Source organism: Aporhodopirellula sallentina SM41 (genome assembly GCF_000346505.1).
Taxonomy (GTDB): domain Bacteria; phylum Planctomycetota; class Planctomycetia; order Pirellulales; family Pirellulaceae; genus Rhodopirellula; species Rhodopirellula sallentina.
In genome coordinates this window covers 13,744-32,941 of sequence record NZ_ANOH01000118.1, presented here as the reverse complement: position 1 = coordinate 32,941, position 19,198 = coordinate 13,744, and the positions used below count along the sequence as shown (strand labels likewise).

12 protein-coding genes and 1 pseudogene are annotated in these 19,198 nt (G+C 56.1%); 10 read left to right on the top strand and 3 right to left on the bottom strand.

Going from position 1 to position 19,198, the window contains the following annotated elements; translation table 11 throughout:
• From RSSM_RS07605 to RSSM_RS07590, 4 genes and pseudogenes are all read left to right on the top strand, one after another.
• A pseudogene (locus tag RSSM_RS07605) lies at positions 1-676 on the top strand (hypothetical protein); the annotation flags it as partial.
• Positions 677-737: 61 nt separating this feature from the next.
• On the top strand, positions 738-1,409 hold the full coding sequence (locus tag RSSM_RS07600) for a sigma-70 family RNA polymerase sigma factor (RefSeq protein ID WP_052336016.1): 672 nt from the start codon (positions 738-740) through the stop codon (positions 1,407-1,409).
• Positions 1,406-1,771 (top strand): hypothetical protein, encoded by a 366-nt coding sequence (locus tag RSSM_RS35430; RefSeq protein ID WP_008676278.1) that lies wholly within the window; start codon positions 1,406-1,408, stop codon positions 1,769-1,771. Before RSSM_RS07600 ends, RSSM_RS35430 begins: the two co-directional genes overlap by 4 nt.
• Positions 1,772-1,853: 82 nt before the next feature.
• Complete coding sequence (locus tag RSSM_RS07590) at positions 1,854-3,908, top strand: serine/threonine-protein kinase (protein WP_008676277.1); 2,055 nt, start codon at positions 1,854-1,856, stop codon at positions 3,906-3,908.
• A gap of 317 nt (positions 3,909-4,225) precedes the next feature.
• On the opposite strand, the gene RSSM_RS31565 is transcribed toward RSSM_RS07590, so the two are convergent.
• From RSSM_RS31565 to RSSM_RS07575, 3 genes are read right to left on the bottom strand one after another with little or no spacing between them, the layout of a single operon-like run.
• A complete protein-coding gene (locus tag RSSM_RS31565; RefSeq protein ID WP_052336015.1) occupies positions 4,226-4,846 on the bottom strand; it encodes a hypothetical protein in 621 nt (206 codons plus the stop codon).
• Between the two features lie 13 nt (positions 4,847-4,859).
• Positions 4,860-5,492 carry an imidazole glycerol phosphate synthase subunit HisH gene (hisH, locus tag RSSM_RS07580; RefSeq protein WP_008676271.1) on the bottom strand — a complete coding sequence of 211 codons (633 nt, stop codon included), beginning with the start codon at positions 5,490-5,492 and terminating at the stop codon, positions 4,860-4,862.
• A 32-nt stretch (positions 5,493-5,524) separates the two neighbouring features.
• The gene (locus RSSM_RS07575; RefSeq protein WP_008676269.1) at positions 5,525-7,555 is read right to left on the bottom strand and encodes a RecQ family ATP-dependent DNA helicase; all 2,031 of its coding nucleotides are present in this window, start codon (positions 7,553-7,555) and stop codon (positions 5,525-5,527) included.
• Between the two features lie 172 nt (positions 7,556-7,727).
• Between RSSM_RS07575 and purM the strand changes: the two genes are divergently transcribed.
• The 6 genes from purM to RSSM_RS07530 all read left to right on the top strand — a co-directional run bounded on the left by purM (position 7,728) and on the right by RSSM_RS07530 (position 18,872).
• A complete protein-coding gene (gene purM / locus RSSM_RS07570) occupies positions 7,728-8,789 on the top strand; it encodes a phosphoribosylformylglycinamidine cyclo-ligase (protein WP_008676268.1) in 1,062 nt (353 codons plus the stop codon).
• Between the two features lie 857 nt (positions 8,790-9,646).
• Entirely contained in the window at positions 9,647-10,552 is a 906-nt protein-coding gene (locus RSSM_RS07560; RefSeq protein ID WP_044301660.1) for a hypothetical protein, read from the top strand.
• Positions 10,553-10,629: 77 nt separating this feature from the next.
• Positions 10,630-11,721, top strand: a complete 1,092-nt coding sequence (locus RSSM_RS07555; protein ID WP_044301658.1) for a WD40/YVTN/BNR-like repeat-containing protein — start codon at positions 10,630-10,632, stop codon at positions 11,719-11,721.
• Positions 11,722-12,051: 330 nt separating this feature from the next.
• Complete coding sequence (locus RSSM_RS07545; RefSeq protein ID WP_044301654.1) at positions 12,052-13,266, top strand: rhomboid family intramembrane serine protease; 1,215 nt, start codon at positions 12,052-12,054, stop codon at positions 13,264-13,266.
• Positions 13,267-13,884: 618 nt separating this feature from the next.
• Positions 13,885-14,727 carry a hypothetical protein gene (locus tag RSSM_RS07535; RefSeq protein ID WP_236621009.1) on the top strand — a complete coding sequence of 281 codons (843 nt, stop codon included), beginning with the start codon at positions 13,885-13,887 and terminating at the stop codon, positions 14,725-14,727.
• Between the two features lie 470 nt (positions 14,728-15,197).
• Entirely contained in the window at positions 15,198-18,872 is a 3,675-nt protein-coding gene (locus RSSM_RS07530) for a PIN domain-containing protein (RefSeq protein ID WP_008676251.1), read from the top strand.
• Positions 18,873-19,198: the final 326 nt, after the last annotated feature.

Genomic DNA, 19,198 nt, shown 5'->3' with positions numbered 1-19,198 from the left:
TCAACGCAACGACACGATGCTGAGACTGCACGCGAAGGGGAGACCGGATCAACCGCTGATCGGTTATGAGATCTACGACAAGGAACTCGACAGCAAGAGCATGACGTTTGTCGGGCGAACCGATTGGAACGGGCGATTGACGGTCGGTAAAATCGATCGGCCGCTGCGGCTGCTGTATGTCAAAAACGGTGGCGCCGTGCTGGCTCGATTGCCGATGGTGCCCGGGCATCACGAGGTGACCGTTGCTGACCTCGCCGGGGACGATATGCGTTTGCAGGCGGAAGCGTATATCCGTGGTGTTCAAAATGCCATCATTGATTTGGTCGCCGTGCGAGAATTGTTCAAAGCACGTATCAGTATGCGGATCAAGGAAGGTAAACTGAAAGAAGCCGACGAGTTGCTCGAGATGTTGCGTAACGAACCGTCCAACGAAAAAATCGCCAATGACATGGGGAAGAAACAAACTCTGTTCCTCAAGGCGATCGGTCGAAACGCGAACCAGCAACGGAAGGTGGATGAGATGTTCAGCGTGACACGTGAGTTGCTGTCCAAGCACATCAACCCAAAGATTGTGAACGATCTCGAAACGGCTCTTATCGAAGCAAACAAGAGATCAGGCGGGGCACCTGCGGAAGCGGAGACGCCTTCCGACGAGGAATCACCGCCTGCCGAGTGAGTCGATCATGATCGACAAATGCCCTTTTGATTCCACGTAACCCATCGTTGAGCCACTTTCAGTGAACCGTGATACTCGCGAGCCGTCAGACGTGGATTCGTTTGTGGATGCCTCTTCAACGACCGCCTTAGTGGTCGCGTCCAAGGGGGGAAACAACGAAGCACTGGGCATGCTCTTGTCACGGTATCGTGGGTATCTGCTGATGCTATCTCATCGGTATCTGTCCGATCAGTTGCGACGACGCATTGACCCGGCGGATATCGTGCAGGTCACGTTCCTGGAAGCCAAACGCGACCTCGGCGCCTTTCGCGGCGAAACCCCGGCGGAGTTTGCCGGATGGCTGCGCGGGATGTTGAAGAACAACGTCGCGTCAGCGCTTTCGCATCACGTGATGACGCAGAAACGCAGTACCAAGAAAGAGGTCCACGCGGCGGCGAACGGCGAATCCGGGTCTCGCGAAAATTGGATCGCTCAGCTTCCCGGTGGCATCACCAGTCCCAGCGGTGTGGCCGTTCGAGAGGAAGCCGTCGTTGCGATGATGGAGGCGCTGCATCAACTGCCCGAAAACCAAGCCGAGGCGATTCGACTGCGTTACATGGAAGGATTGCCGTTGAAGGAAATTGTCGAGCGGATGGGCAAGAGCGAAACCGCGGTCGCCGGGTTGCTCAAACGTGGATTAAAAAAAATGCGTACGCTGCTCGACACCGATAGCAGTCCATGGTGGGCGACATGACCGATCGACCGTCCGACGATGTGGTGCCGCCGTTGAACGATGAGGAGTCGCAGGTCGACGAAGCGTTCGCGTTGTACCTGAAGGCGTGTGACAGCGGTGAGATTGATTCACGAGAGGAATTCCTCAGCCGGTTCCCGCATCTCTCCGCGCAGCTTCGTGAACTCATGGATGCGGCGGATCTGATCGGCCAGTACACGCACACCGGCGATCAACTCGGTGCGGCGAATGCGGCGAAGCAAGATCCAGACGAGCCGGAATTCGGCGAACGCAAACACGGCGAGAGAGAGCAAGGCGAAGAAAAAACAAAGCGAGCGAGAACAAGGCGAGCGAAAGCCAAACGCAGCCGGCAGCAAATCGGCTGAGAACGAGTCGGCAGGCGATAAGTCCACCGACAACGGTGGGGAGACTGCGAGCAGTTATCTCGATTTCGCATCGATCGACAACGTGCCTCCGATCCAAGCCAACTGGCCGCACGAGATCAAAATTTCGCGTGGAAAGGTGGATGGCGAAACGCTCGGTATGGACGAGCTCGGACCGGGGGAAACGACCGGAGACTTTTCAGGGCTCGATCCGCACGCCACCTTGCCCGTCGCGAACCGACCGCGTGGACAAGATGGTCCGTCGTTGCCATTCGAGATGGAAGATTACACGCTGCTGAAGGTGCTCGGCGTTGGCGGGATGGGGGTCGTTTATCTCGCCAAACAGCGCGACTTGGATCGGTTGGTTGCCGTGAAAATGATCCGCAGCGGGATGTTGGCCGGCAAAGAGGAAGTGCGACGGTTTTACACCGAAGCCAAAGCCGCCGCTCGTCTGCGTCACCCGAACATTGTGGCCGTGCACCAGTTCGGACGCCGGGCCGGTCACCACTTCTTTTCGATGCAGTACATCGAGGGGAAAGACCTGCAACGTGTTTTGAAGAAAGGACCGTTGCCACCGCGACGGGCTGCTGAGATTGTTCGCGATGTGGCCCGGGCGATCGAACACGCACACAGCCGAGGTGTGTTGCACCGTGATCTTAAACCGGGCAACGTGATGATCGGCCAGAACGGCCAGATCCACGTGACCGATTTTGGTCTGGCCAAACATGTCGACGCGGACAGCAGTCTGACCGGCAGCGGCGCGGCCGTCGGCACGCCGCATTACATGGCGCCCGAGCAAGCGGTGGGCAACAGTGACGGTGCGACCCACCAAAGCGACATTTATTCGCTCGGCGGGATTCTCTTTGCGGCGATCGCCGGACGACCACCGTTGGTCGGCGACAACATCATGCAAACACTGATGCGGGTCGCCCATCATCCCGCACCGCCGCTGCGTTCGATATGCCCACATGTGGATGCGGACCTCGAAGCAATTGTTGAAAAGTGTTTGGAAAAACAACCGGAGCAGCGGTATGCCAGCGCCGGTAAACTCGCCGACGATCTCGATAGCTATCTCGCAGGACATTCCATCGCGGCCCGGTCCAAGGGTCGGTTCGGCAAACTCGTTCAGTGGGTCCGGCAGGTTCCCGTCGTTGCCGCGTTAACCGGGCATCCTTCGACCGACGCTCCTTTGGGGCAACGGAGGTTGCAGACGAGTTTGGTGGCGTTGGCCATCGTTTTGCCGCTGATGTTCCTGCTCGGGAATTGGTGGCATCGGCATCGTATCGCCGCGATGCCGCAACAGGTTCGATTGGCGGGTGGGCTCGTCGGAGGGTTGTACACAACCGCGTCGCAGCATTTGGCGGATGCGATCGGCGAATCGACGGGAGCGGTGTGTGAAGTGGTGCCAACGTCGGGGACGATGGACAACCGCACGCGTTTGCTCTCCGGCGAGGTTCAACTCGGACCGATGCAGGCGTCGGCGATCGGCGGAGACCAGCTCGCGGTGGTGGCTCCGTTGTTTTACGAAGCGGTGCATGTCTTGGTCCGGCGAGGAGGTCCGGTGCAGTCAATCGCGGATCTCGTCGGAGAACCGATTGCGGTCGGCCCGGAGGGAAGCGGATCGCGAAGGGCAGCCGAGCTGATTTTGGATTCACTGAAGTTAGACGAAGCCACCTGCCCTCGTGTCGTGACGCAGTGGCCAACGCTCAACGACGCATCGGTCACTTATCAGGAAGATGACGGGCTGCCATCGGTCGCCATCATTTGCATCGGCCCCGGCAGCGAGTTGGTGCGAGGTCTGCTGGCACGAGGCAGTTGGGAACTGATCTCGTTGACCGGCAGTGTTTCGATCGCGCTGCAGCATCCGACGCTGCGGCCGATGACGTTGGAGCGAACGGACTACCCGACGCCTGAGACGTCCGGCGTGACGGAAGAGTCTTCGCTGATCGAGACATTGGGGACAACCGCATTTTTAGTGTGCCGGCGGGATGCCTCCGACGCACTCGTCGTTGCGGCTCTGGAAGCGCTTTATCGTGAGCCGACTCTCGTCGGTCTGATTCCCAAGGGACGGGCGGCCGAATGGCAGGGGCTGGCGTTCCATGACGCGGCCCGAAGATATTTCAACGCGATCGATCCTTAGTGTGGGCATCGCCTAACCGGCGGTGGTGAATGCCGGAACTTCGCTTCGCTTGGTCCGGCCTACGTTGGAGTCGCTAGCGAGTTTGGATTGGTAACGAGATTCGGCACGCACCCGTGAGCCGAATGGCCGTAGGGCCTCGGGTGGAAACGTCGAAAGAGCACGCGAAACCAACCTGCCCAACACCCGAGTGCTCACGCACTTCGGCTCATGGGTTTGTAGTTGGTAGCGTGAGACGCGGGAACTTCGTTTTGCTCGGCATACGGGCATCTTGTCCCGGAAAAGGGGCGCCAATCGGTTTGCATTAATAATTCAAATCGTCAGTCGATTGGCGGATACAACCTAACCCGGTATGACCACACAATCGTTCGGGATCCGGTGATCTGACCGGGGCGGATTTGTGTCGTGTCATTGGACGGGGGTTTGTCCAACATCGCGTCGCCGAGGGATTCGAATTCCAACGTTCTTAGGTCACTAGCGGACGTTGAGTCATCGCGTCTCGGTTGATACGTGCTGCCCAGGAACGCATCCGTTGGGTTGTCGCCTTCGGGATCAACTTTGCTCGACTGGAGTGGTTTGGAGAGCCGAGCTGCCCAATCGAACCGGAGTGCCAGCGAGTCGTCATCGAGTTTTTCGTGTTGAACGCTGACGCTGAAGTGAGTCGTCCCGCAACAGCCGACTCCGAGAATCGTTTCTCGACCCTCGATGGCCTCGGTGGATAGTTGTTGGATCGCCGCCGAGGACGGCCAATCTTCGTTGGGACTTCCTTCGTGACTGCACCAACGCGATGCTGCCTCGTCGTCACTACCGGAAATCACGTGAGCGTACCGGTCACCCTGCCACGTGAACTCGACGCGAGGGCCGACCGCATCAGGGGCTAGCCGATGAGGGACAGGAATTGATGTTGTGGCGGAACGCGAAGATTCAGATGCAGAGGTCACGGGACGTTGGGGCTTATGAGTTCGAAAGGGTATTGGGCATCAACGTTCCGCGGGCAAACCGCTCGACGAGTTGCAATCCGGCTTGCTGACTTTTCTCGGGGTGGAACTGAGTCGCGAAAAGGTTGCCGCGTCGGACCGCGGCACAGAACGAACCCCCGTAGTCGCACGTCAACGCGACAACGCTCGGGTCCGTCGGGCGGACATAGTAGGAGTGTACGAAATAGAAGTGTGTTTGGGGTGCAATTCCGAGGTCTTCACCCGCCGGTCCGATGTCGACGGTATTCCAACCCATGTGTGGCACCTTGTACTCCAACGGCAACGAGAACTTCGTCACGTCACCCTCGATGACGCCGAGGCCTTCGTGAGTTCCGTGCTCGAAACCTTGTTCGAAGAGCATTTGCAAACCGAGGCAGATGCCCAGGAACGGTTTGTCGGCGGCGAGGTAGTCCTTGATGGGTGATTCCAGGTCTCGGTTGCGGATTTCCGAAATCGCATCTCCGAACGCGCCCACTCCCGGGAGGATCAATTTTTCGGCCGACGCGATTTCCGACGCGTCGCTGGTAATGACCGCCTCCACGCCGGATCGCTCGACTGCTTTCTGAACGCTCCGCAGGTTTCCCATTTGGTAGTCGACAATGGTGATCATCGTTGTGTTTAACTTTCGAAATGGTCTGAATTTTATTGGCTTAATGCGGCCAGCACCGTTTGAAACGGGACGTCCTCGCAGACACCGTACCCTGGGTCACGAGAGAGTCGGTGACGCCGAAAATACGGCGTGCTCAGTCCGCACAGGAATTTGGCTTGATCCACAGGGTCTGAAAAGAGGTCAGGATATTGTCGAATCGCGGTTTCGAGCACCCCCAAGGCGGAGTTGCCGATCGATTCACCGCGAACGCTCCCTTCGGAAAACGGGCCGCCCCCGAGACAAACCGTGCACCGGCCACATGAACGAGACCGCCGATGTCCAAAATGTTCGGCCAATTGGATGGGTAGACACCGCTCGCACTCAAAAAATTGCATCAGTTGGTTGACCCGGCTGACATTCTGCTCGAATTGCTCGTAGGCGTGTCGTCGCAACGTTTGCAGTACGGATTTTGGACGTTTGATCGGTTTGATCCATTCGTAGCCGTGCATCGAATCGGTGCTGTCGACGTTCCACAATCCCGCGATCGCGTTCTGTTCGATCGCCGCGAGGAGTTGATCTCGGCCGATACCGTGCTGTTCACAGGCCACGATCAGGTTCACACGAAAACCCCGACGACCCTTGGCCAGCGACGCCAGGATGGCCCGAGTGGCCGCGCGGTGGGCGGCGAGGCTTTCGTCGATGATTCGTTCGTTGGTGAACGTCGGCGTGATCCGATAGGTGTCGTATCGCATCGGCAGGCATCGAACGTAGCCAAGCGATTGCAGCCGGATCATCATCGTGGCGACGGCGGGCGTCGACAGGTTGACTTCCCAGGCGAGTTTGCCGAGGGCGAGATGAAACCGCTGGGGCTGGCCGATCAATCGCTCGATCAGCCGAGCCAGTGCCGCGTCGCTGGGCAGGTCCCCGGCGGCGAGATTTTTGAGCGCCGTTTGGTCGTCAGCGACCAGCAGAGTTTCGCACTCGGCGGGTTTTCCGTCACGTCCGCCGCGGCCGATTTCTTGGCTGTAGGCTTCCATGGATTGCGACGGGTTGTAGTGGATCACTCGCCGGATGTCCGGTTTGTCGACGCCCATGCCGAATGCGATCGTGCCGATCAGCAACGCTCTGTCGGAGTCGATGAATTCTCGCTGTACGGTTTCTCGCTCGTCGGCGGACAACCCGGCGTGATAGACCAGCGGTGCGAAGCCGGCGTCGCGAAGTGTCTCGGCGAGTTGTTCGGCCGTGCTCCGGCGGGTGACATAGATCAGCGTCGATGTCCGCTGTTTGCCGCGTGACGGTCGAGCATTGGGACGACCGGCGGGCTTGCGCGGCAGCCCCTCGAGTCGATCGATCAAAACCTCGTCACGTCGATCGGATGGAGTCGGCGTGCAATGCAGCCTCAGGTTCGCCCGGTGCGTCGACATGCGGACGGTGTTCTTCGATTCGATCGCGAACGCACCTCGGATATCTTTGACGACCGCGGGCGTGGCGGTAGCGGTCAGGGCCAAGGTTTGCCCGATTCGAAAGCGGTCCACGAGTTCAGGCAGCCGCAAATAGTCAGGACGAAAATGGTGCCCCCATTGGCTCATGCAGTGGGCTTCGTCGATCGCGAGCAGCGAGATGGGAACGTCGCCGAGCTGCGCAGCGAATCGCTCGTTGAAGAATCGCTCCGGGGCGAGATACAGCAACTTGGCGTTGCCCGATCGGACCGCTTGCCAGTCGCCGCGAAACTCCTCGTGCGAGACCGATTGGTCGATCCGGACCGCGGGGATGGATTTCTTGGCGAGCGACTCGCACTGGTCTCTCATCAATGACACCAACGGCGACACGACCACGGTCAGCCCCGGCAGCAGTTGGCTGGGCAGTTGGTAGCAGAGGCTCTTGCCGTGCCCAGTCGGCAGGACGGCGAGGACGTTGTCGCCGCGAAGCACCCGCTCGATGACTTTCCGTTGGGCCGGCAGCAGCCCTTCATGGCCGAATCGATCCCGCAGGATTTTCTCGGCGGTTTCCCATCGCGGATCCAACGTGGATGCATTCGGGGGGCCGTCCGCCATCGATCCGTGATGGTTCTCGTCAATATTCACGTCGCCATCATACCCGCCCCTCGTCACCCGCACATCCTGCCGTCATGATAGGGGAAGTGCGAGGTTTCCGGCTGAATTCGGTTAATCCTTCTCGTCATGGAACGGCCACGGCCCTTCCGCCTGCATGCCTTCGAGCATTTTGTCCCCGATCCCCCATTGTTTCCCTTTGCCCATGGCCGCGACCTACAAAGATGCTGGCGTCGATCTCGACGTCTACGCCGAATCGATGAGCCGATTGCCCCGGTTGATGCACCGGACGTTCAGCCCGCGAGTTTTGCCGAGCGACGGAGGATTCGCCGGCCTGTTTCAATTGGATTTCGCCGGCAAACTGTTCGCACGAAATTACGAGGAACCGGTTCTCGTCAGCGGCACCGACGGTGTGGGAACAAAACTCGTGATTGCCCAGTCGCTCAATCGGCACGACACCGTCGGGATCGACCTGGTCGCGATGTGCGTCAACGATTTGATCTGCACGGGAGCCGAACCGCTGTTCTTCCTCGACTACGTCGCGATGGGCCGTGACGATCCTGCTCGGTTGGAGCGGATCGTTTCGGGGATCAGCGACGGATGCGTGGCCGGCGATTTGGCGTTGCTCGGTGGCGAGACCGCGATCATGCCCGACATGTATGGCACCGACGATTATGACCTCGCCGGGTTCGCCGTCGGTGTCGTTGAACGCAAACGACTGATCGACGGACATCTGATCGCCCCCGGCGACGTGGTGCTGGGATTGGGAGCGACGGGACTGCACAGCAACGGGTTCTCGCTCGTTCGCAAAGTGATCGCCGACAGCGGTACGAAGTGGGAGGATCGGCCCGACGAATTCGAAGGCGAATCACTCGGCGAGGTTTGCCTCAAACCGACACGGATTTACACACCCGCGATCCGCGCGATCCAGTCGCATTACCGCGTCAAGCAAGTCTTGCACGGGATCGCTCACATCACCGGCGGCGGCATCGAAGAGAACCTCGATCGGATTTTGCCATCGGGAGTCGACGCCGAAATCGATCCAACGTCTTGGACCCCGAACCCGATTTTTACTTGGGTGCAAAAGCACGGCAAAGTGGAAACGTCCGAGATGCGTCGAGTGTTCAACATGGGAATCGGCATGGCGATCGTCGTCAACGATTTCTACGCATCGAGCATCACCACGCAGCTCTCATCGCTCGGCATCGAATGTCAACGAATCGGCACCATCACCGAAGGCACCGGCAAAGTCCGCTACGCCGAGTAAGCCTCCGCTTGCCGCAGAGTTGCGTGAGTGATCCGAATGGCCGTGAGGCCTCGGGTTAGATCGTCGAAAGAGCATGCAAACCCAACCCGCTCAATACCCGAGTGCTTACGCACTTCGGCTCACTGGGGCAGCAACGCTCGAGTCACGTAGGTCCGCATCTCCGAGGCGGACAAACCACTGTTGAGCTAGCGGGCGGATCGCAGCACATCGGTTTGTCGAGTTAACCGGCGCCTGTTCTCGGTCTTGGAAAGACCGAGCTACGTGAGTGAGCCGAATGGCCGTGAGGCCTCGGGTGGAACCGTCGAATGAGTATGCAAACCCAACCCGCCCATCACCCGAGTGCTCACGCACTTCGGCTCACTGTGTTGGGACGCTCGAGTCACGTCGAGCTGGTTTTCACCGGCCGGAGTTTTCCCACCGGGGAGGTGAATTGGATGTAACCGGCCGCTGTCGCGTGTACGACGATTCAGGGGATGCGTCCGATGGGAACCGGGCCTCTTGCTGGCACCATGCGGTTCTTCCAAGCAGCGGGGCGTTTCTCGAGTCGACACACGCTGCCTCGGCTTGATTCCATTTCCCATACGCCACGTCTTCGACGGAGTGATTTGCGAGATTGTGAATGGCAAACGATGCAACATGTGAGCGTTCATCGCGTGAAAAGTGAAGGTATTCGGTTTGTTCTGTGAATATCGGTCGAATAGTGCATCTTGCTGTTCCCGAAAGAATGGACGCTTTTTCGGTTGACCAAGTATGTTTTGTCAGATGGGTGAACTGGCGTCAGGTCGTGGGAATCACGCCGCCCAAGCTCGGCGCTTGGGCTGACAAGAAGATGAGAAATTTAAAGTGGAACTACCGTCATGATCCGTTTTCGATGCACCGGTTGCAGTAAGAAGCTGAAAGCCAAGGATTCGATGGCGGATAAGGTGGTAACATGTCCTTGCGGGCAAGACTTACGCGTTCCTAAGCCACAATTAGCAGCCAGCGATGAACTGGAGAAGAAAACAGGCGTTCAAGAATTCATTCGAATTAAATGCACTTCCTGCAATCGCAAGCTGAAGGTGGGCTCAAAAAATCGCGGTAAGTTGTTGAAGTGTCCATGTGGTGCGAAAATTCGAATCGGCGAGGAACTCGAGAAGACTCCCAAAATCGTTCAGCCAGCGGTGGCGAAGTCGTTGCAATCGGCAGGCGTTAACGCATCGCCGCAAGCCGCTGCGGATGCGTTTCCACAAACGGGTCTCGAAGATCTTTCACCAATGGGTTTGGATGACCTGCCGCCGGACGGATTTGACGATCTGCCGTCGACTGGCCTGGACGATGCACCAACTGACAGCCCCGATTGGATGGCGACCGAGTTGGATTTCCCAAACGTTGATTTTCCTCAACCCGTCAATCCCGCCTACGTCCCACCAGCACCTCACCCGACTACCGCACCGCAAGCTGGCTTATCGTCGTCGGACCAACTCTTGAAGAAAGCCATGGAGGAAGAGGCGTCAGAAGACGAGGAGGAAGAGGATAGTTGGTACGTTCAAATTGGTTCTGGATTGTTCTGCATCGCCTGCTCCATCGGACTCTTCATGCTGTTCAACAACATGGAGCAGACTGGGGGTCGGATGCGTGTTCCATGGTACATTGCAATCACGTACTACATTGGTGGCAAGTGGGTTGTATGTGGTGTTCTTTTCCTCGGGGGCGTGCTCGCCTCTGCGCTAGGAATCGCAACCGCTCTTAAAACTCCAACCGACTTGAATGACGATTCCGTTTGACAGAATCGGGCTGTCAGGCTGGCCGAGTCGTTTCTGGCGTATGATTGACGACGCATCTTTGCTTGGGACTCGCTTGCATGCTTTCTGTAATTCCCGCCGCTGTGAGGCCGTTTTGGGTGTTCTGTCTTTCAGTCATGATGCTGGCCTTTGCCGATGGTGCTGAGCCCGTTTCTTTGGATTGGGACGTGACTGAAACGGGGACGGACGCGAGTCTTCGTGGGCTGTCTGCGGTGGACGATCGAGTCGTGTGGGCCAGCGGATCGAACGCGACGGTGATTCGCACCGACGATGGTGGCAAGACTTGGACGTCGTGTGGTCCGAAAGGATTTGGCGATTTGGAATTTCGCTGTGTGCAGGCGTTCGATGCGGACGTTGCCTGCATCGCCAGTGCCGGTTCACCCGCGGTATTGCTCCGGACCGAAGACGGCGGAGCGTCATGGCGGGAAAGTTACCGCGCGTCTTCTCCGGCGGCGTTCTTTGATATGATGCGGTTTTGGGACGAGAGGCACGGCATCGCGATCAGTGACCCGGTCGATGGCAAGTTGTTGGTTGTCGAAACGGGCGATGGCGGACGGACTTGGAAACGATTGACGAAAGGGCTGCCGTTGTCACGGAAAGGCGAAGCAGCGTTTGCCGCCAGCAATTCGTCGCTGCTCGTTGGCGAACAGGGACAACTGTGGTTTGGGACAGGCGGATGCGAATCCGAGACGAGCCGCCTCTATCATCGCTCTGGTTGGAATGCTGATTGGACAACTGTGTCGGTGCCCATCCCCAGTTCGCAAGCGTCCGGGATCTTTTCGGTTTGCGTTGTTCCGTCATCGGTCGCAGGAGAAGGAAGTGACACTTTGGTTCTCGTCGGTGGAGACTATCGAGCGTCTGAAACGTCGGACGTGACCGCCTGTCTCAGCCACGACCGGGGAGTCACCTGGCGTACGGTGAAGACGCAGCCTGCCGCATTCCGAAGTGCTGTTGTTGCGACCCCGCGCGGTGGAGCGTTTCCGTTGGGCCTGATCACCGTTGGTCCGTTTGGCAGCGACTTCAGTCGCGATGGCGAGGAATGGGATTTGATGAGTCAGACAGGCTTTCACGCATTGGCGGTTGGCCAGACTCAGGTCTTCGCATCCGGTTCGGACGGACGCTTCGGCCGCCTGATCGTTGTCGGCGATTGAGAGTCGGCGGCGATTGATCCGAGCGATCCACAGGTTTTGTATTCTAAACCTATCTGCAAACTCATCAGCCGATCGGCCTTGGCCGCGGTTTCCACCGGACAACCGGGGCCAACGCCCGCCGGCGAATTGGTTGTCGAGGTTATTGGATCGATTCTTGAGAATCAGACGTTCCTTGCAGATCAAGCATCGGCCTACCAGTACGCATTTTTCGTTCGCGACGATCCTTTCCCGAGGACATCTCTTGGTCGTGAACGCGGCGCGCCCTGTCTTCGCGTGGTTGTTGCCTAGGGAAGTAGCAATCGATGTTTTGGTTCGTTTTGGTGGATACCTATGCTCTTACCTTATGGTACCGACGCTCCTATCTACCACTATCCCGTGGCGACGATCAGTATCATCGTTACCAACGTCGCGTTGTTTGTGCTCACCGGCATGGGCGACTACGGCGCCTACAATTGGTTGATTCTCGAGTTTGACCGCATCAACCCGTTGCAGTGGGTGACCAGTGCGTTCATGCACGCATCATGGTCTCACCTGATTGGGAACATGATCTTCTTGTGGTGCTTCGGGCTCGTCGTCGAAGGCAAATTGGGATGGCAGCGATTCAGTCTGTTGTATTTGGGACTCGCGCTTGCCGACGGAGCGATCGGACAGGTTCCGATGTTCTTGTTTACGAATGGTCAGGGTGGTGCGCTCGGTGCGTCCGGGGTGATCTTTGCGTTGCTCGCCGTGGCGGTGATCTGGGCTCCCCAAAACGACATCCATTTTCTCTATACCTGGAGTTGGATGTTTCATGGCACGATTGACATCCCAATCAGCGTGGTCGCGTTCTTCTACTTTGCGGTCGAGTTTCTGCAAGTCGCTTGGACGGGCATCCGAATGTCGACACCCATGCTGCACTTGCTGGGGATGTCGGTCGGGATCCCTTTTGCAATCTTCATGCTCAAGCATGAGTGGGTCGACTGTGAAGGTTGGGATTTGTTGACTCGAGCGGGGATCCGGCCCTTCGGTACGAGCCGTGATTCAAACGAAAATGATACAGCGCAAGTAGACAGTATCCTGCATCGTGTCCACGGTGCGTCGACGCTCGCCGTAACCACCGCGATCACCGACTCGACAACTCAGGCCAAACGTGACCCGTGTGCGACAGCGTTTGAAGCGTTCGCCATTGCCGTCCGATCCGATCGCGTTGACGAGTCGATTGCATGTTTTAACCGTCTTCGTGAAAACGCGTGTGTCGCCGCGGTTCCCGATTCAGCACTGATCGCGTACGTCAATCAACTTGCCAAGAACGATCGGCACCGAGAGCGACTCTTGCCGCTTCGTTATCTGGCCTCGCGGTCTTCGAAGCATTCGAACAACGCACGTTTGCAGATCGCGGTGATCGAACTGCGGAACAACAACGATCCGCAGGCTGCGGTCAAAGCATTGCAGGAAATCAGGTTGCCGCTGTCGTCTCAAGTCGCAAACGCGAAGAAGAAAATTCTTCGAGCAGCGAACGCTCGGCTGCATCAAGGTCGGGCTCGCGCCCCCGATCCGATGTCTTAGCGAGGTTCGCCAGGACCCGCAGGCCGAGCCGTTCGAATCAACCTCCACTCCATCGTCCTCGCTTTCGACGTGGTCATGCCCGTAGCGAGTTTTGCGGTTCACGCACCGTTCCAATTGGGAGCAAATTATGTCGAGCAACGCTCAAACAAAATGTCCGTGCTGTCTGAAGCCAAAGAGCACGAGCGAAGAAAACTGTCCGACATGTGGCTACCAAGACCGCGACATCTATTCGCGGAAATTGGAGGTTGAGGCCGAAGCGGCACAGCATCTCCACCGAGCCAAAATGCTACGAAAGTTGTTTCGGATCCTGCGAGTCGCCCACCTGATGCGCTAAGCGATCACCGGTCGATGAAACCGAGCAATCGGTGTCGGTCACCGCTGCAGGATTACCGGCGTCTGATGTGGAAAGAGAACCTGCTCAGGACACTGCCAAACTATGCCATTCGCAACGCGGGTTGAGTCTTGGATCGCCCCCATCGTATTCGCCAACTTGCTTGTCACGGGCTTTTCAGGCACTTGATACAATCGTGCGAGCGTGAAGCTGATTCACGTTACACGTGGCGGATAGTCGGTCGTCCAGCCCCTCCGGTTCAGTGCCTTACTTGGAGAAACTACTTAATGCGATCAGAGTCAATCAGCGGGCTGCTACTAGGCTTATCGATGATGGGCTGCTTCTCGGGGTGCGGTCCGCAGTCAAATCAGCAGGCGGACGCAGGGCCGGGGAAGTCCGCCGTCGGCGCGTTGCCGAATTCAGTACCTCACGAGACAGCCGCCAAGGCGGCGGATCCATTAGACGAAGATCTGCATACCCCGGCGACCACCGTTGAAGCTGCAGCTGTAATCGATCTCTCGACATTTCCACTCCTGCCCGACGCCGGGGAAATTACGACGAGAACTGTTGCTTGTTTGGAGTATGAAGCTCGACTCAAGGCATTTGGTGTGAGAAACGTATTTGAGTTTCAGCGCCGCAACTTGCTGGAGCGACAGTGGGAGGAGTGGTCCGAATCCGATATCTCCAACGGATACGCCGAAGGTCAGTTCGTCCGCTCCGGATTTCACCTCTATGTCACCGTCCAACTACACGACGAGCCTGGAAAAGTCGTGGTGCGACTGAAGAATAAAAGCAACGTCAATGTAAGCAAGCTGCCAGTACCGCCCGGCGCGACCTTTGTCAGTGTGAACTATAACATTGCCTCGTATGAAACGAGTGTTGGCGTCGAAGAAACCAGGGAAGCGGTTCGCAAGTTGTTGACCGATCACGGTTGGAACGTTTTGGGCTGGCGCGGCAACAGTCTGATTCTGCAACAAAACGCCGTAGAGCTGACCGCCGTTGTGGAAGAACTTTCACGGCAATCGGGCAAGACAAGAATCGCCTACTGGACTGAGCAATTATCGACCGATTCGCGGGCGCCTGCCGATGCCAACTTGAGCAAGTACGAAGTTCAAGATAACGCAAGGTAGGTGAACCAGAAGGCTAACAGTGGAGCAATAGCAAGTTAGAACACACTGACTGCAACAATTCGGAATACTCGATGACGGCAGTGTCATCGACTTCCGAAGCTAACATTCTGCGACAGCGTTCCAGTTCGGTGCGCAAGGGCCGCCCGTTTCATGTCGAAATAGTTAACGAACGCGGTGGTAAGAAACATCGCCAGCTGTACATGACGAACCGACTTGAGCAAGTAATTCCGAAGCGTGCTCCGGTTTCATCGACCGGGGCACTGATCCGGTGTCGGCCACCGGAGCGCGCTAGACGCAAATTCATTGTTTCCGGTTGACCGAAGATGTTCAGGTGCAAGAACATTCCAGTCCCCGTTCCCGTCAGCATCCTCAAAGTGGATACTGAACTTCGGAACTAGGCACAGAGCACGACTGATTTAGGCCAGCTCTGAACATTGGGTTCCCGTTTACTATCACCCTATACCAGCCTCATGAGATACCCACAACCAGATAACGAAGATGAGTTTGAGGACTTTTGCCTGCGTTTCTACCGGAAACACTTAGATCGTCAAAACCTGAAACGCTACGGGAAACGCGGTGAATCGCAGGATGGTGTGGACATCTTTGATCCGCTGTGTCTCAAACCAACATCTGCCGTTCAATGCAAACATCACGAACCGCACAAAACGCTGCCTCCCCAGGAGATCAAAGATGAAGTTGCCAAAGCAGAGAAATTCCCACATCCACTCAGCCACTACATCATTGCGACTACGGCCAAAAAAACCAAGAACGCACAGAATTGTGTTGCCACACTCAACCGCCGAAAAAACAAGAAGTTCACGGTTGAGATTCACTTTTGGGAAGACATCTGCGAACTACTCTCCCTGTTTCACCGAGTTCAAGCGGAGATCATTGTCTATGGTCAAAACATCCTTGCCGGTGCAATGGAGCAAATCCCTAGAGCACACCAAATCGCTCCGCTCGTAGAGGAACTTCTGAAGGATCGCAGGCTCGATGCCGCGAAGCACGAACTTGAAAAGCTGGAAGCCCTCAATTCAACCGGAAACCTATCTCTTGAGGAGCAGTACCGCTACCTACGATTAAAGGGCAAGGTGGCGGTTGAAAACGGGCAGTACTCTGAAGCGGGCAAGTGTTTTCTTTCAGCGTTTGACAAGACTCCAGACTCAGACGAAGCGAAGCAAAACCGAGTATACGGCATGTTCTTGCAAGGCAAGCCGAATGAGGCACACGAACTGGCGAAACAGTATTTTGAAGACGGTCTACGCAATGCCGTAATGGCGAGTCATCTTGTACATACTGCAGATACATTAGAAGACGTCGACGCCTACCTTGCCGAAATTGAAACACTTGCTAAATCGGACGACAACTTATGTGTTGCACTTGCCTACAAGTTTTCAGCGGGCAAACAATACGAGAAAGCTCGCGAGTTCACGGACCGTGCGTTGGAGATAGACTCCGAGTCTCCATACGCCTACCTCGCTGATGCCTGCATCGCTCACGAAGAGGCAGTTCATGGTGCATGGCAGGCACGTCGCTTGAACCTCGATCTAGCGTTAAAACAGTATACAACTGCAATCGACCTTGCTACGGAACGCGACTATCCGAATTTGCTTCCTGAGTCCTTCACACACCGGGGGGTGGTAAATTTCCTTCTCGATAATCTGGATGCTGCAGCTTCCGATCATCAAAAAGCTGCTGCCTGTAAAATTCAATCAGCCAGCTATGTTGCAAGGGCAGCGTCATTCTTTCTTCATACCAGAATGTACGAGGAAGCATGGAAGCTTCGTGACAAACTGGATCTCGACACCTTGGAAGGTAAGTTTCTTGCGGTTGGCATTGAGTACCACAATTCCGATGGCGAGACGAAGCGAGAGTGCATAAAGCAGATGCTTGAGCTCGCAAATCAGGATTGGGAACGAAGTCTTGAGTGCCGATTTCATGCGGTTCAATGGGCGATCGGGATCCAAGACTACGAACTTGGGAAGACATGCGTTACGGACGAGTTTCTGAAGTCAAATCCTTTGCAAGCACATACGTTACAGGGCTGGATCTACCAGGTAACCAACGAAATTGACAAGGCTAAACAAGAGACTTCCTTTGCACTAGAGCAGAGCACGGAGTCAGTGCATCGCCAAGAGCTAGAGTTGCTCGCATCACTTCTATTCGAGTTGGAGCAGTTCCCAGAAGCAGCGATGATCTTCGAGCAGGTTGTGACGCCAGGAGTCTTTGATGACTCAATGAAGCAGTACCTGACTTGTGCTCAGCATCTAGAGCGACATGATTGGCTTTTGCGGATTTGTCGGGAGCTTCGTGAATCCGAAGCACAAGATGACAAAGTGCGAAAGCTTGAGTTGAAGGTGCTATCCGAGTATCTACCGCAAGATGCTTTCGAGTTAGCCGGTCAGCATGTTGAAACCGCTGGTGACCCTCGTTTCTTTGTCGCGTTTCGGAACTTCTTGGCAGTTCGGCTTGGCCGTTTAGATCAGCTTGATCTTGACCCCGACCATCTTCCAACACCCTCCGACATCGAACCAATCGAAGCAGCGATTGTCACGATGCCATACATCGCTGGGGACAAGTTTGATCTCGCACTGGAATTCCTGTACGAACAACTCCGTTTGAACTTTGACAGCGAACAAGCTCACGCGCATTACATCTTCTTCGTTCTCCAGCATGGTCAATACACAGGACTGGGGGCTGCCCCTGCTCGTGTAGCAAACGATACAGCCGTGCTCCTGAAAAAGACAGGCAAGTCCGACCAGTGGATTACTTTTGAAAACGACCGGCCCAAGCCGAGCAGAGGTGAGTTTGCTTCCGATAGCCCAATCGGCAAGACCTTGCTAGGTCGCGCTGTCGGTGATCACATCGAACTCCCTGGAGGTTTTCAAGAAGAAACGGCCGAATTAGCCGAACTGCAGACTAAGCAGTTGCGGGCGTTTCAGGATTCAATCGGCAATTTCCGCAAGAGATTCCCCGATACGTCCGTGTTGCAGGAGTTTTCAGGATTCAAAGACGATGGCCAGCTCAATATCGAGCCACTCGTAAGCAGCTTAGAGAAGCGTCGTGATCACATCGACCACTGTATTCGAGCATACCGAGACGAGAACTTGACGATCCACTTCCTGGCATCTCAACTTGGTTTCAACATACCGCAAGCCCTACAGACTCTGGCTGATCATCCCGATGGGTGCGTGAAGTGTTCGCGGACTACTCCACAAGAGTTTCACCAACTTTCCGAGAAGGGATTTCAGCATTCCTCAATCTTGTTTGAGCTCACGGCGATCGCGACATGTTGGCATATTGATGCGTGGGAAGACGTGCCAATCGTTGATCGAATGATTGTAACTCAGTCAACAGTCGAAGAGGTAGATCAATGGATAGATCGCGCAAAGGGAGATAAGGCGTCGAGCTACATGAATCTCGGTGAGGATGGCAAACTTGTCATGACCGAGATTTCTGGCGAAGAAAAACAGTCACGAGTCGATGGTCTGCAAAAGATGCGCGATTGGATTGCTTCGAATTGTCATGTTCAGTCCTCTAGTTCTAGCGTGGGAATCGACCCAGAACGACGCAAGCTGTACCGTGTAGCAATTGGCTTTCATGGCTTGGATTCAATTTGCATTGCTAGCGATTTAGGAATTCCCATTTGGACCGACGACGCCGTGCTGGGGTTGATTGGCAAAGCCGACTTCGGTGTCGATTCGGTATGGACTCAACTCGTCCTTAGTCAACAAGTGTTCGCTGAGAACTGCGATCAAAAAGCCTTCGATCTGTACACAGCAAAACTCGCATCGTGGGACTACACCCAACTCATCTGGCACGCTTCCACAGTTGTTGCAGCGGCAAAAGAATCTGAGTGGGATCCAAATCGCTGGCCACTGAAGCAGTCTTTGTCTTTGATCGCCAACACGAATCACCCTCCAGTCCAGAGAGCACGTATTGTTGCCGATACTCTCAGATTGCTGCGGCGAACGGATTGCCCGGACCTACTGCAAAGCCGAGTAATTCAGGCGTTGCTGGATGCCTTAAACGATCCGGCGGGTGCAAGATGGATCTTGCGCCAACTTGATTCTATCTTTCGGGTTGATCCCTTTTCTGCCGACGCAATAGAAACGGAGATTCGCTATTGGCTAATGCTGCGATAACATGAAACTCCGCATAAAAACGGACGAGGCTAAGACGCAGGTAGCACTCCGCGCATTGACCATCGCTTGCTCGGAGTGAGTGGGCAAAGTAGCGGACACGCTCCGGAGGCCGACTTCGGTGAGTTGCTCCGGTCGATGAAACCGGAGCATTCTGGAGACGCAGTTTCGGCGCGTCGGTGTCACAATCTCCGAGACACCGAAGCAACTTTGGCCGTGAGATTCGAGCTGGCGGTCGATGCAACCTGCGCGAGTTGGGGGAATTGCCAACTCGCATCGATGTCACCGACGGTTAAAAAGCCGGCAATCCCGGTGTCGCCAGTCGCGGG

What these genes read in the sequence shown, in the direction of transcription:
- RSSM_RS35430 (WP_008676278.1), top strand. Translation starts at nt 1,406, where the DNA reads ATGACCGATCGACCGTCCGACGATGTGGTGCCGCCGTTGAACGATGAG.
- purM (WP_008676268.1), top strand. Translation starts at nt 7,728, where the DNA reads ATGGCCGCGACCTACAAAGATGCTGGCGTCGATCTCGACGTCTACGCC.
- RSSM_RS07530 (WP_008676251.1), top strand. Translation starts at nt 15,198, where the DNA reads ATGAGATACCCACAACCAGATAACGAAGATGAGTTTGAGGACTTTTGC.
- RSSM_RS07535 (WP_236621009.1), top strand. Translation starts at nt 13,885, where the DNA reads ATGCGATCAGAGTCAATCAGCGGGCTGCTACTAGGCTTATCGATGATG.
- RSSM_RS07560 (WP_044301660.1), top strand. Translation starts at nt 9,647, where the DNA reads ATGATCCGTTTTCGATGCACCGGTTGCAGTAAGAAGCTGAAAGCCAAG.
- RSSM_RS07555 (WP_044301658.1), top strand. Translation starts at nt 10,630, where the DNA reads ATGCTTTCTGTAATTCCCGCCGCTGTGAGGCCGTTTTGGGTGTTCTGT.
- hisH (WP_008676271.1), bottom strand. Translation starts at nt 5,492, where the DNA reads ATGATCACCATTGTCGACTACCAAATGGGAAACCTGCGGAGCGTTCAG.
- RSSM_RS07545 (WP_044301654.1), top strand. Translation starts at nt 12,052, where the DNA reads ATGCTCTTACCTTATGGTACCGACGCTCCTATCTACCACTATCCCGTG.